General features: G+C 61.8%; 13 protein-coding genes. 5 read left to right on the forward strand and 8 right to left on the reverse strand.

Going from position 1 to position 13,293, the window contains the following annotated elements:
• The first annotated feature begins 88 nt into the window (after positions 1-88).
• A complete protein-coding gene (gene mdtG / locus ACF8MC_RS16070) occupies positions 89-1,327 on the forward strand; it encodes a multidrug efflux MFS transporter MdtG (protein ID WP_047568085.1) in 1,239 nt (412 codons plus the stop codon).
• Between the two features lie 474 nt (positions 1,328-1,801).
• Positions 1,802-3,355: a peptide MFS transporter gene (locus ACF8MC_RS16075; protein WP_033638027.1), complete on the forward strand. Its 1,554-nt coding sequence runs from the start codon at positions 1,802-1,804 to the stop codon at positions 3,353-3,355.
• 51 nt (positions 3,356-3,406) lie between these two features.
• On the opposite strand, the gene ACF8MC_RS16080 is transcribed toward ACF8MC_RS16075, so the two are convergent.
• The 4 genes from ACF8MC_RS16080 to ACF8MC_RS16095 are packed head-to-tail and all read right to left on the reverse strand — an operon-like array spanning position 3,407 to position 4,967.
• The gene (locus ACF8MC_RS16080) at positions 3,407-3,805 is read right to left on the reverse strand and encodes a VOC family protein (RefSeq protein WP_164104787.1); all 399 of its coding nucleotides are present in this window, start codon (positions 3,803-3,805) and stop codon (positions 3,407-3,409) included.
• Positions 3,796-4,224, reverse strand: coding sequence for a YeeE/YedE family protein (locus ACF8MC_RS16085; protein WP_060428481.1), 429 nt, complete (start codon positions 4,222-4,224; stop codon positions 3,796-3,798). The genes ACF8MC_RS16080 and ACF8MC_RS16085 overlap by 10 nt, the downstream gene beginning before the upstream one ends.
• Before the next feature lies 1 nt (position 4,225).
• Positions 4,226-4,660, reverse strand: coding sequence for a YeeE/YedE family protein (locus ACF8MC_RS16090; RefSeq protein WP_033638024.1), 435 nt, complete (start codon positions 4,658-4,660; stop codon positions 4,226-4,228).
• Positions 4,650-4,967 (reverse strand): helix-turn-helix transcriptional regulator, encoded by a 318-nt coding sequence (locus ACF8MC_RS16095; protein WP_033638023.1) that lies wholly within the window; start codon positions 4,965-4,967, stop codon positions 4,650-4,652. The genes ACF8MC_RS16090 and ACF8MC_RS16095 overlap by 11 nt, the downstream gene beginning before the upstream one ends.
• A 135-nt stretch (positions 4,968-5,102) precedes the next feature.
• Between ACF8MC_RS16095 and ACF8MC_RS16100 the strand changes: the two genes are divergently transcribed.
• Entirely contained in the window at positions 5,103-5,903 is an 801-nt protein-coding gene (locus ACF8MC_RS16100) for a helix-turn-helix transcriptional regulator (RefSeq protein ID WP_164104786.1), read from the forward strand.
• Here the strand turns inward: ACF8MC_RS16100 and leuA are convergent.
• The gene (leuA, locus tag ACF8MC_RS16105; RefSeq protein ID WP_164104785.1) at positions 5,854-7,542 is read right to left on the reverse strand and encodes a 2-isopropylmalate synthase; all 1,689 of its coding nucleotides are present in this window, start codon (positions 7,540-7,542) and stop codon (positions 5,854-5,856) included. The two genes, ACF8MC_RS16100 and leuA, sit on opposite strands and share 50 nt — an antisense overlap.
• A 210-nt stretch (positions 7,543-7,752) precedes the next feature.
• On the opposite strand from leuA, the gene ACF8MC_RS16110 reads away from it, so the two are divergent.
• Together ACF8MC_RS16110 and ACF8MC_RS16115 are read left to right on the forward strand one after the other, a co-directional pair.
• Positions 7,753-8,130 (forward strand): MysB family protein, encoded by a 378-nt coding sequence (locus ACF8MC_RS16110; protein ID WP_033638020.1) that lies wholly within the window; start codon positions 7,753-7,755, stop codon positions 8,128-8,130.
• Positions 8,131-8,163: 33 nt separating this feature from the next.
• Positions 8,164-8,709 carry a GNAT family N-acetyltransferase gene (locus ACF8MC_RS16115; RefSeq protein ID WP_033654142.1) on the forward strand — a complete coding sequence of 182 codons (546 nt, stop codon included), beginning with the start codon at positions 8,164-8,166 and terminating at the stop codon, positions 8,707-8,709.
• 6 nt (positions 8,710-8,715) lie between these two features.
• Here ACF8MC_RS16115 and ACF8MC_RS16120 read toward each other — a convergent pair whose 3' ends face one another.
• From ACF8MC_RS16120 to mdoG, 3 genes are all read right to left on the reverse strand, one after another.
• On the reverse strand, positions 8,716-8,961 hold the full coding sequence (locus ACF8MC_RS16120) for a YceK/YidQ family lipoprotein (RefSeq protein WP_033638018.1): 246 nt from the start codon (positions 8,959-8,961) through the stop codon (positions 8,716-8,718).
• Positions 8,962-9,125: 164 nt separating this feature from the next.
• Positions 9,126-11,684 carry a glucans biosynthesis glucosyltransferase MdoH gene (gene mdoH, locus ACF8MC_RS16125; RefSeq protein ID WP_033638017.1) on the reverse strand — a complete coding sequence of 853 codons (2,559 nt, stop codon included), beginning with the start codon at positions 11,682-11,684 and terminating at the stop codon, positions 9,126-9,128.
• Positions 11,677-13,245, reverse strand: a complete 1,569-nt coding sequence (gene mdoG / locus ACF8MC_RS16130) for a glucans biosynthesis protein MdoG (RefSeq protein WP_170310366.1) — start codon at positions 13,243-13,245, stop codon at positions 11,677-11,679. The genes mdoH and mdoG overlap by 8 nt, the downstream gene beginning before the upstream one ends.
• Positions 13,246-13,293: the final 48 nt, after the last annotated feature.

The following is a 13,293-nucleotide window of genomic DNA, read 5'->3' on the forward strand; positions in this document are numbered from 1 at the left end:
GGCGCATACTTATCAGGCTAACTTTCACGTTTTGCCCTCCATCTTTTTGCCGCCGGCAAAACGCGTCACCTTTCGGCAATGGACATTTATGGCTTCGGCAGCAGAACCCGTTAACTGGAAACGCAACCTTTTCGTCGCCTGGGTAGGGTGCTTTCTCACCGGCGCCGCCTTCAGCCTGGTGATGCCGTTTCTGCCGCTGTACGTCGAGACGCTGGGCGTAACCGGCCATCAGGCGCTCAACATGTGGTCCGGTCTGCTGTTCAGCATTACCTTCCTGTTTTCCGCTATCGCCGCGCCGTTCTGGGGCGCCCTGGCCGACCGACGCGGCCGTAAACTGATGTTGCTGCGCTCGGCGTTGGGCATGGCGATAGTCATGGTGCTGATGGGCATGGCGCAAACGGTCTGGCAGTTTCTCGCGCTGCGTGCGGTGCTGGGGTTGCTCGGCGGGTTCATTCCCAACGCCAACGCGCTGATCGCCACCCAGGTGCCGCGCAACCGCAGCGGCTGGGCGCTCGGCACCCTGTCTACCGGTGGCGTCGGCGGTGCGCTGGTCGGCCCGCTGATCGGCGGCCTGCTGGCCGATCTGTACGGCCTGCGTCCGGTGTTTTATATCACCGCCGCGGTGCTGTTCGTCTGCTTCGTGCTGACGCTGCTGTATGTTAAAGAGCAATTCACCCCGGTGCAAAAGCGCGACATGTTGCACGCAAAACAGGTGTTCGCCTCGCTGAAGAACCCGAAGCTGGTGCTCAGCCTGTTCGTCACCACCATGATCATCCAGATCGCCACCGGCTCAATTGCCCCGATCCTGACGCTGTATGTGCGCGATCTGGCCGGCGCGACCCATAATCTGGCGTTTATCAGCGGGCTGATCGCCTCGGTGCCCGGCGTCGCGGCATTGATGAGCGCCCCACGGCTGGGCAAGCTGGGCGATCGCATCGGCCCGGAACGCATTCTGGTCTTTATGCTGATCGTCTCGGTGCTGCTGCTGATCCCGATGGCGTTCGTGCAAACGCCGTGGCAGCTCGGCGTACTGCGCTTTCTGCTGGGGGCGGCCGACGGCGCGCTGCTGCCGGCGGTACAGACCCTGTTGATTTATAACTGCACCAATCAGGTCGCCGGCCGAATTTTCAGCTACAACCAGTCGTTCCGCGACGTCGGCAACGTCAGCGGCCCGCTGCTCGGCGCCGCGGTCTCCGCCGGCTACGGTTTTCGCGCGGTCTTCGCCGTCACCGCTTTGGTGGTGCTGTTCAACGCCGGTTATTCCTGGTGGTGTCTGCGGCGGCGGCCGGGCTATATGCGGGAAGACACGCTGCAGGAAGAACAATAGCTGCATTTATCGCCAATTTCCGCGATTGGCCGGATCAACGGCGCGTTTCCCCTACTTTTAATAATGCTTCCTGCGGGCCGGCGAATTTTCGCCCCACTCGGAACATTCTTACTACAACATCTTGTTTATCAACAATTAATTAACCTTCAGCGCATAAAACCCGCTGTCAATCATATTCCTGTCATAACCAACAGAAAAACCAGAAAAGGAGATGCTTGTCGACTTTTCGTCTAAAAAATGGGATACAGGTACTAGACAAAACCAACGACCAGTTATCAAATGGTTAAATAATATCACGCCAGATGTGAACCATCGGCCAAGTGAAGAAAAGGTCAGCACGCTTTCCACGGTTTATCAGCGTTGCAGCCGCGGTTTTGTCGGGTAATCCGCATTGGGCGGATCGCCTTCATTAAATACACATACAACCACAGTACGGGCTGCAGCCATGCAGCGCCTTTTTATTGGGAAATCGTTATGCAATCCTCTGTCAATAAGTCAGAAAGCCGGACCTTCTTCGGCCATCCCTATCCGCTGGGTTCTCTGTTCTTCACCGAAATGTGGGAGCGCTTTTCGTTCTACGGCATCCGTCCGCTGCTGATCCTGTTTATGGCCGCCACCGTATACGACGGCGGTCTGGGTCTGGCGCGCGAGAACGCGTCGGCGATCGTCGGCATCTTCGCCGGCAGCATGTACCTGGCGGCGCTGCCGGGCGGCTGGCTGGCGGACAACTGGCTCGGCCAACGCAAGGCCGTTTGGTACGGTTCGATTCTGATCGCCCTCGGCCACCTGTCGATCGCCCTGTCCGCGGTGATGGGCACCAACCTGTTCTTCATCGGCCTGATGTTCATCGTGCTCGGTTCCGGCCTGTTCAAGACCTGTATCTCGGTGATGGTCGGCACGCTGTACAAGAAAGGCGATGCGCGCCGCGACGGCGGTTTCTCGCTGTTCTACATGGGCATCAACATCGGTTCGTTCATCGCCCCGTTGATCTCCGGCTGGCTGATCAAGTCACACGGCTGGCACTGGGGCTTCGGCATCGGCGGTATCGGGATGCTGGTGGCGCTGGTGATCTTCCGCGTGTTCGCCGTCCCGGCGATGAAACGCTATGACCGCGAAGTGGGCCTGGATTCCACCTGGAACAGCCCGGTCGCGAAGAAAAAAGGCGTCGGCGCCTGGCTGCTGGCATTGGCGGTAGGCCTGGCTGCGGTCATCGTGCTGATCGCTCAGGGCACCATCGTCATCAACCCGGTCGAAGTAGCCAGCGTGCTGGTGTACGTGATCGCCGCGTCGGTCACCCTGTATTTCATCTATCTGTTCGCCTTTGCCGGCCTGAGCCGCAAAGAGCGCGCTCGCCTGCTGGTGTGCTTTATCCTGCTGATCTCCGCCGCGTTCTTCTGGTCGGCGTTTGAACAGAAACCGACCTCGTTCAACCTGTTCGCCAACGATTACACCAATCGCATGGTCGGCGGCTTCGAGATCCCGGCGGTGTGGTTCCAGTCGATCAACGCCCTGTTCATCATCCTGCTGGCGCCGGTGTTCAGCTGGGCCTGGCCTGCACTGGCGCGCAATAACGTGCGCCCGAGCAGCATTACCAAGTTCGTGATCGGTATCCTGTGCGCCGCCGGCGGTTTCGGCCTGATGATGCTGGCCGCGCAGAATGTGCTGAGCAACGGCGGCGCCGGCGTATCGCCGATGTGGCTGGTGGGCAGTATCCTGATGCTGACGCTGGGTGAGCTGTGCCTGAGCCCGATCGGCCTGGCCACCATGACGCTGCTGGCGCCGGAGAGAATGCGCGGGCAAATGATGGGGCTGTGGTTCTGCGCCAGCGCGCTGGGCAACCTGGCGGCCGGTCTGATCGGCGGTCACGTCAAGGCCGACCAACTGGATATGCTGCCGGATCTGTTCGCTCGCTGCTCAGTCGCGCTGCTGATCTGCGCCGCCGTGCTTATCGTGCTGATCGTGCCGATTCGCCGCATGCTGGAAAATACCCAGACCAAGAGCGCGCAGAAACCGGCGACCAGCGCCTGACGGATACCCCGTTTTTATCTCGCAAACCGGCGCTCAAGGCGCCGGTTTTTTTTATCCTTGCCAGGCCTGATGTTGCAGGACCACCCGGTAGCCGTCAGGATCTTCAAAGGTTTGCCCCGCCCTATCCCAATAGGGGTTATAGGCGGTGACAGCCAGGAATCCCGCCGCCCGCATCCGCTCGCATGCGGCTCGCCACGCGTTCTCATCCGGCAGATAAAACACCAGCAGATGATCCTGCGTCGGCGCCTGCCCGACCCGCACCCCGCGATGCTGCGTGAACTCCAGATGGTAGGCATGCTGCGGATGCCCGATCATAATGCCGTCAAAGCCCTGATGATCGACAAACTCGCCCAGCTTTTCGAACCCCAGCCCGCGACAATACAGCGCGGCAATCTCTTGCAACCGATCGGTCGGGCGCGCAATGCGCAACACCGCGTTGGCTATCGACATGAATACCTCCACCTCATGATAATCTCATACAGCGCCATGCCCGCCAGCATCGCCAGCAGGAACGGCCATACCCGTTGTATTTCCGCCCCCGCCAATACCCAGGCCGGGCCAGGGCAAATGCCCGCAATGCCCCAACCGATGCCGAACAGCGCGCTGCCCACCAGCAAACGGCAATCCGCACGCCCGGCGGCCGGGATCTGCAGCGGTTCGCCCAACAGGCTCCGCTCGCGTCGCCGCGCCCACAAGAAGGCCGGCGCCGCCACCGCGATCGCCCCAACCATCACCAGCGCCAGCGAAGGATCCCACTGGCCGGTAACGTCGAGAAACGCCAACACTTTGGCCGGATTGGCCATGCCGGCGACGATCAGCCCCAGACCGAAAATCACGCCGCTCAGCAGCGCCAACAGGGATTTAAACATCTCACCCTCCCAGCAGGTGGCGCATCAGCCACACGGTCGTAAAACCCAGCAGCATAAACACCGCCGTGGCGGCCAGCGAACGCGGTGCCAGCCGCGCGACGCCGCACACGCCGTGCCCGCTGGTGCAACCGCTGCCCAATCGAGTCCCCACCCCCACCAACAGCCCTGCTACCGCCAGCCCGCCGCTGCCGGCCGCGATCTCAGCAGACGGCAAAGCCGCTGCGGCAGCATACAGCCAGGGGGAAATCAGCAACCCGCCAAGAAATGCGGCGCGCCAGCCCCGCTCGCGGCCACCCGCGCTCAATAAACCGCCGGTAATGCCGCTGATGCCGGCGATCCGGCCGTTGAACAGCAGCAGCAGCGCCACCGCTGCGCCGATAATGGCTCCTCCCGCCAGCGCGGAATACGGCGTGAAGTGTTGCCAGTCAATGGTCATCGCGGTTCTCCGGCTGTGGGCAATAGAGTTGATACAGGGTATGGAGCAGCGCCAGCGCTTTGGCGTCGGCCACCGCATAGTAAATCTGCTTGCCGGCGCGTCGGGTGGAGACCAATCCCTCCTCGCGCAGCACGCCAAGCTGCTGGGACAGCGTCGGCTGGCGGATATCCAGCGCCTGCGCCAGCTCGCTCACCGCCATCTCGCCTTGGCTGAGCCGGCACAGCAGCAGCAGCCGATCTTCGTTGCCCAAGGTGCGCAGCATCGCGCCAGCCTGCGCCGCCGCCTTGCGCATCGCGTCAATATCCATTGCTCCTCCATCAATTTATAAAATCATATAATATTATTTTATAAACTATTTCGCCGTACCGCGCCACAGACTGGTGTGAAACAGCGCCGCATGGCATGCTGTCTTCCCCCTTTTGCCGCGCGGAGCCTGCTTACGATGCTGTTGTTTCACGACGTTCTGCCGCCCGACCAGCCTGTCCGGCCGTTGGCCAAGGATTATCGCCACGGCGACAGCGAGCCGGATCACTACCATCACTGCGCGCAGCTGATTCACAGCCTGAGCGGCGTGGTGCAGGTCACGACCCGGCTCGGCAGTTGGGTGGTGCCGCCCGGCCGCGGCGTCTGGGTGCCGGCTAAGGTGGTGCACAGTCTGCGCATTACCGGCCAGGTGGCGGCCAGGACGCTGTTCGTCGATCCGCTGGCGCGCGCCGATCTGCCGGCCCAATGCCAGGTGGTGCAGGTTTCTCCGCTGCTGCGCGAGTTGATTATCTGTGCGATGGAGATTGCGCCCGATTACCCGAGCGGCGGACGCGATGAACGCGTCATGGAACTGATTCTGGATGAGTTGCGGATGCTGCCGATCCTGCCGCTGCACCTGCCTGAACCGCGTGAGGCATCGCTGCTCGCCCTGTGCCGCCATATCCAGGCTACGCTGGCGCAGCCCTGGACGCTGAAACAGGCGGCCGCTCATCTCAGCGTCAGCGGACGCACCCTGTCGCGGCGCTTCCAGCGCGAAACCGGGCTGCATTTTAGCGATTGGGTGCGACGCGCCCGTTTGCTGGCGGCGCTGAACGCGCTGGCGACCGGCCGCTCGGTGTTGGAAGTGGCGCTGGATCTCGGCTATGACAGCCCCAGCGCGTTCAGCGCCATGTTTCGTCGAGTGCTGGGGGTCGCGCCCAGCGACTATTTCAGCCCGGCCGCGCCGACGTTGACGCCAGATAGCGCCCGGCGACGTTGAGCAGCGCCTGCAGCGAGGCGCTGGCGGAGTCGACGTCGATGCCAACGCCGTAGGTCGCCTCACCCTGCGGCAACGAGCAGCGAATATAGGCCACCGCCCGGCTGTCGCTCTGGTGCCCCAGCGTATGCTCGTGGTAATCCTCGATCGCCAGCGGCAAGCCGAAGCGCTGGCGCAGCGCATCCACCGCGCTGGAAAGCAGGCCATTGCCGGCGCCCTGCAGCCGCAGCGGCTCTCCCTCACAGGCAATCCGCGCATTGAAGCTGTAGGCCTCTACGCCGTGGCTTTCCGTCTGGTAGCTCAGCAGCTGCAAGCGCGGTTGCTCCACCAGCCCATAGGTGTCGCGGAATAAGCGCCACAGCTGCGCGCCGCTCATTTCCTTGCCGCTGCCGTCGGTCGCGCGCTGCACCACCTGGCTGAAATCAATCTGCAAACCGCGCGGCAACGCCAGCCCGTGATTTTGTTCCAACAGCCAGGCGGCCCCGCTTTTGCCGGACTGGCTGTTGACCCGGATCACCGCCTCATAGCTGCAGCCGACATCGGCGGGATCGAGCGGCAGGTAAGGCACCTGCCACCAGCCATCCTGGCGCTGGCGCTGGGCGGCGAAGCCTTTTTTAATCGCATCCTGATGCGAACCGGAGAAGGCGGTAAACACCAACTCGCCGGCATAAGGATGGCGAGGGTGCACCGGCAGCTGATTGCACAGCTCCACCACCTCCACCACCTGCTTCAGGCGGCTGAAGTCCAGGCCCGGCGCCACGCCCTGGGTATAGAGATTCAACGCCAGCGTAACCAGATCGACATTGCCGGTGCGCTCTCCGTTGCCGAACAGGCAGCCTTCGACCCGATCGGCGCCGGCCAACAGCGCCAGCTCCGCGCAGGCCACGCCGGTGCCGCGATCGTTATGCGGATGCACGCTGATCGTTACATCGGCGCGGCGGCTGAAGTGGCGACAGAACCATTCAATCTGATCGGCATACACGTTGGGCGTGCTCACTTCCACCGTCGCCGGCAGATTGATGATCATCGGCCGCTGCGGCCCCGGTTGCCACACCGCCGCCACCGCTTCGCAGATCTCCAGCGCGAACTTCAATTCAGTAAAACAGAAGGTTTCCGGCGAATACTCGAAGCACCAGGCGGTATCGGGCTGTGCCTCGCACTGCCGGCGAATGCGCCGCGCGCCGTTCACCGCCAGCGCCACGGTGGCGGCCTTATCCTGGCGGAACACGATGTCGCGAAACATCGGCGCCGTGGCGTTGTACAGATGCACGATAGCCCGTGGCGCCCCCTGCAGCGCCTCGAAGGTGCGGTCGATCAGATCGTCGCGCGACTGCGTCAGCACCTGAATCGTGACGTCGTCCGGGATCAGCTGCTCGTCAATCAGCGTGCGCACAAAATCGAAATCCGTTTGCGACGCCGAAGGAAAAGCCACTTCAATTTCTTTAAAACCACACTGCAACAGCAATTGATAGAACTCGCGCTTGCGCGCGTTATCCATCGGTTCCGCCAGCGCCTGGTTGCCGTCGCGCAGATCGCTGGAGCACCAGCGCGGCGCCTGCCGCAGCGTACGCGCAGGCCATTGGCGGTCCGGCAACGCCACCGGCGGGAACGGTCGATATTTGCTTGAAGGGTCGATTAACATGGGCTTCTCCTGACGCCTGAATGAACGATGACGCCATTATTTCCCGCCCTCGCCGCCTCTTCTCCCGCTTTGCGGACAACCATCGTCGCAATGCGGACAACAAAAAAATTTGCATCCTGCGCCAGTGAGACAACAATTAGGTTTGACGTTTCCCCCACCGCACCGGCAGTGCCGCCGGGCGCTCTACTCTCATTGTCAACGGAGGCGAACATGAGCCTGTATGCAACCCTGGAAGAAGCCATCGAGGCCGCACGCGAAGAGTTTATCGACACCGCCGAAGGCGGCGGCGATGACGAACCGCCGGTGCCGCAGCAGTTCAATCTGCAAAAGTACGTGATGCAGGATGGCGACACGATGTGGCAGGCCGAGTTCTTCGAGGAAGAAGGCGAAGCGGTGGAATGCCTGCCGCTGCGCAGCGGTGCGGCGGCGCAGGCGATCTTCGACGGTGACTACGACGAGGTGGAGATCACCGCCGAGTGGATAGATGAAAACACCCTGTACGAATGGGAAGAAGGCGACTTCCAGCTCGAGCCGCCGCTGGATACCGAAGAAGGCCAGGCCGCGGCCGATGAATGGGATGAACGTTAACCCGCACTACACACTCATCGCCAAGGAGGCAGCATGAATATTCGCCGGGCTCGCCCCACCGACTACCCCGCCATTTTGCAGCTGCAGGGGGAAAACGTGCCGGAAGCGCTCGACGAGCGCCAAAAACGGCAGGGATTTATCGTATCGCGCATGAATGAGGCGCAGCTGGCGGCGATCAACCGCGGCATCGGCATACTAGTGGCTGAACAGGAAAACCAACTGGCGGGCTTTGTTTGCCTGATGCCCGCCAACGTGCAACCGCGCCCGCCGGTGGTGGACGCGATGCTGGCGACGCTCGCCACGCAATCCTTCGCCGGACGCGCGCTGAATGAACTGCGGGTGTTTCTCTACGGCCCGGTATGCCTCGCCGCCGCCTGGCGCGGCAAAGGCGTGCTGAAGCGCCTTTACGCCGCGGTCAAAGCGCATACCAGCCATGACTACGACGTGGGCGCGCTGTTTATCGACGACGACAATCCGCATTCGTTGGCCGCTCACGTGCAAGGGCTGGGCATGACGGCGCTGGCGCCTTTCCATTGCGGGCAGAAAGGCTATCAGCTGGTGGTGTTCGCCACCCGCTGAGCGGGTTTATTCATAGGGGCCGTGCTGCGCATCGAACGGCAGCATAAAGGTGTCCACCACCATCGACAGCGGCACGTCTATCACCGTGACGTAGCGCCAGGGCGTATCGCGCAGATCCCACTGCACGCCGGGATAGTACTGGTGGCCATGCCCCGCGCCGGGCACGGTGCGGCTGATAATGCTGCCGCAGCCGGTCAGGGCCATCACGCCGGCCGCCACGCAGGCCAGCCGAAGATAGGAAGAGAGATTCACAACATTGACTCTGAGCAAGGGGGTTGTTTCGCGAGTGAACAACGCATCGGCCGCAGTCTACCACAGTTCCCTTTCTCCGCCGGCACCGGCGCACGTAAGCAAAAGGTAAAAAAAACGGGGAATGCGCCATGCACATTCCCCGTCTGGGCGTTGCCGTTCAGCGATTAACGCCGGCCCGTTGGGTGCGCCAGCGGGTTGTGCGGCAACTGCTGATAGTGCTCACGCCAGGCGGCGCCTTCCGGCAACAGCCAGACGCGCTGGTGCAAACGAGCCAGCGTGACCGGATCGCTCAGCAGCTCCAGACGTTTGCCCTTCGCCAGCTTCTCCGGCCCCAGCTGCAGCGCTTCGTTCACCCGCTCCTCGCGGTTGCGATCGAGCGTCGCGCGCAGATGGTGACGCGCCGTCGCCAACGCCGTCGCCAGCGCGTTGAAGGACGGGTTGACCACCGCATGCATAAAGCCGTTGGTCAGCGCGCGATTGCGGTTGAGATGCAGGTATTCTTCCGTCGCCAACAGCTCACGCGGCGGGTTGTACTCTTCCGGGATCAGGAACAGCTTGGCGCGTTTGCTCTTCATGCCCAGCGTCGCGCGGCTCGACAGCACCGACACGAACGGCGACAGGATCAGCGAGAACACGATCGGCGCCAACCACCACAGGAAGCGCAGATCCAACCACGCCATGCCGCCGGCCCACACCAGGCCCAGCAACATCTGCGAGCCATGGCGGCGGAAGGCTTCGCCCCACGGCGTATCGTCGTCGTCACGCTGCGGCGAATTCCACACCACTTCCCAACCGAGGAAGGCGCTCACCACGAACACGGTATGGAACAGCATGCGCACCGGTGCCAGCAGCACCGAGAACAGCATTTCCATCAGCATCGAAATGAACAGCCGGAACGCCCCGCCGTACTCTTTCGCGCCCTTGGCCCAGATCAGCACGATGCTGAGCAGCTTCGGCAGGAACAACAGCACCAGCGTGGTGGAGAACAGCGCTATCGCCAGCTCGGGCCGCCACTGCGGCCAGACCGGGAACAACTGCCGCGGCTGCAGGAAGTATTGCGGTTCCATCAGGGTGTGCACCACCTGCAACGCGGTGGAGAGCGCCAGGAACATGAACCACAGCGGCGCCGACAGGTAGGACATCACGCCGGTGAGGAACACCGCGCGGTGCACCGGGTGCATGCCCTTCACCAGGAACAGGCGGAAGTTCATCAGGTTGCCGTGGCACCAGCGACGGTCGCGTTTCAGCTCGTCCAGCAGGTTTGGCGGCAGCTCTTCGTAACTGCCCGGCAGATCGTAAGCGATCCACACGCCCCAGCCAGCGCGGCGCATCAGTGCCGCTTCAACGAAGTCATGCGACAAGATTGAACCGGCGAAGGAGCCCTCGCCCGGCAGCGGCGCCAGCGCACAGTGCTCAATAAACGGCTTCACGCGGATGATGGCGTTATGGCCCCAGTAGTGCGACTCGCCCAACTGCCAGAAATGCAGGCCGGCGGTAAACAGCGGCCCGTAAACGCGGGTAGCGAACTGCTGCACGCGCGCATACAGGGTATCCATGCCGGACGCCTTCGGCGCGGACTGGATGATGCCGGCGTTCGGGTTGGCTTCCATCAGACGCACCAGCCCGGTGAGGCATTCGCCGCTCATCACGCTGTCGGCGTCCAGGATCACCATGTAGCTGTACTCACCGCCCCAACGACGGCAGAAGTCGTCGATGTTGCCGCTCTTGCGTTTGACGCGGCGGCGGCGACGGCGATAGAAGATGCGGCCGTGGCCGTCGACATCGCGGCACAGCTCCATCCACGCCTTTTGCTCCGCCACGCAGATGTCCGGATCGTAGCTGTCGCTCAAGACGTAGATATCGAAGTGTTCCAGCTGACCGGTCGCGGCGACGGACTCATAGGTCGCACGCAGGCCGGCGAACACGCGTTCGACGTCTTCGTTGCAGATCGGCATGATCAGCGCGGTGCGGTGCGCCGGGTTGATCGGCTCATCGCCCTTGATGGTGGAGGAAATGCTGTATTTGTCCTTGCCGATCAGCAGCTGCAGGAAGCCCATCAGCGCGGTCCAGAAACCGGCCGAGACCCAGCAGAACAGTACGGCGAACAGGATCAGAATGCCGGTTTGCAGCACATATGGCAGCAGTTGCAGCACCGACTGCATCAGATCCTGATCCAGCATGGCGATAGGATCGATCAGCGCCCAGCCCTGATAAGGCAAGATGGTTTTCATGTACCAGGTGGCGATGCCGGTTTGCACCAGCATCAGCACCAGCAGCACATAACGGCGCATGGAGCCGACGGTACGCCAGCGGTTCTCGGCCTCGGCCTCCTCTTTGGTGGCGTGCCGGTTGTGCGGCGAACGCCCCAGCAGAGAATCCCAGAAGCGCGCCACCGGGTTGGTGCGCCAGGCTTCCGGGAACATGGTGGTTCGTTTGATCGGCGGCGTCGCCTTCAGAATCGCGCGCCCTTCGGCGTCGGTATCGAAGTCGTCATCGCTGACCGCATCCGGCCAGGCGTTTTCGATACGCGGTTTGACCGAGGCCAGCGCCACGTCATCCGCCGACAGGCTATTGACGTTGGCGTCGGCGGCGCCCATCTGCCGATGGAGCGCCTCCAGTGCCTGAGCGTCATCCGCCGTTTGAGGGTTGAGCGCCTCCGACCGCTCGGCGGTCAGAGGCAGCGCCGCAAGATAATCCTGGGCGGGTTGAGTAGGCTTATTCATTGGCAGGTAGCTGATAGCTCCAGGTTTCCGACAGAGTCTTATCGCCATTGACCAGCGCCGCGCGCATTTCTACCGGCTTCTTGTCGTCTTTCACTTTCAGACGCACCGTCAGGCGCCAGCCTTTGGTCACTGGGTTATAGCGCACGTTGTTTTCCACCATTTCACCGTTGTCGCCGATGCTGATCTGAGAGGCGACCGGGGTATTGGCGTCCAGCCCTTTCAGCACCGGGCCGACGAAGTCGACCAGGAAGGCCACGCTGCCGTCTGGCTCGCGAATCAGGTTGGACTGCTTCACGTCACCGGTCGAACGCATGGTGCGGGCCACATAGGCGATGTCCTGCGAATGCAGTTTGTCTTCATCGCGGGTGAAGTTCAGGCGGTAGCTCAGCGTCAGCGGCTTTTTGGCTTCCGGCAGCGTATCCGGCGTCCAGAACGCGACGATGTTGTCGTTGGTTTCATCCGCCGTCGGGATCTCCACCAGCTCAACCTTGCCTTTGCCCCAGTCGCCCTTCGGTTCGATCCAGGCGCTCGGGCGCAGATCGTAACGATCGTCCAGATCTTCATATTCTTTGAAGTTGCGGCCGCGCTGCAGCAGACCGAAGCCTTTCGGATTCTCGACGGTATAGGTGCTGACGGACAGGTGTTTAGGATTGTTCAGCGGGCGCCAGATCCACTCGCCGTTGCCGGCATGGATAGACAGGCCGTTGGAGTCGTGCAACGCCGGACGATAGTTCAACGTCGGCGACGGCTGGTTCGGCCCGAACAGGAACATGCTGGTCAGCGGCGCCAGGCCCAGTTTGCCCACCTTGTCGCGCAGGAACACTTTGGACTCGACGTCCACAGTGGTGTCGCGGCCCGGGATCACCGTGAAACGGTAAGCGCCGGTGGCGCGCGGGGAATCCAGCAGCGCATAGATCACCAGGTGCTTGTCGCCCTGCTTCGGACGCTCAACCCAGAATTCGCGGAAACGCGGGAACTCTTCGCCGGACGGCAAAGCGGTATCGATGGCCAGGCCGCGAGCGGAAAGCCCGTAAACCTGCCCTTTACCCACCACGCGGAAATAGCTCGCGCCAAGCAGGCTCATGATCTCATCGTTTTTGTCGGCGCTGTTGACCGGGTAGAGCACCTTAAAGCCGGCAAAACCGAGATTTTTCACCGATTCAGGGTCGTGTTTGACCGAACCGAAGTTGAAGTAATCCGGGCTGTACTTGATCTGTTTTACGCTGGTGGAGGTGACTTCGTTGATTTTCACCGGCGTGTCGAAATACATCCCCTGATGATAAAACTCAAGCTTGAAAGGGGTTTTCAGCTTGCTCCAATAGGCTTTATCGTGATTGAACTGAATCTGCTGATAGTCTGCGAACTTCATCTCGCGGAACTGAGAAGGAAGGTTGCTCTTCGGGGCTTCGAAACCTTTTGCCGCCAGATCCTGCGCCTGCTTGGCCACATCATCAATAGAAAAGGCCCATGCCGGCGAACTGAACAGCGTGAACAATACGGTAGCACCTAACCAACGAACGCTCGCGGCGCGTGGTTGTCCGGATAATATATTAACTAGCACATCCCCCCCTATTCGTGTGCTCAAATCATTTAAATCCATATTAATGGA

Source organism: Serratia sp. LACPHL-BACT-2024-00286 (assembly GCF_043109535.1).
Lineage (GTDB): Bacteria > Pseudomonadota > Gammaproteobacteria > Enterobacterales > Enterobacteriaceae > Serratia > Serratia sarumanii.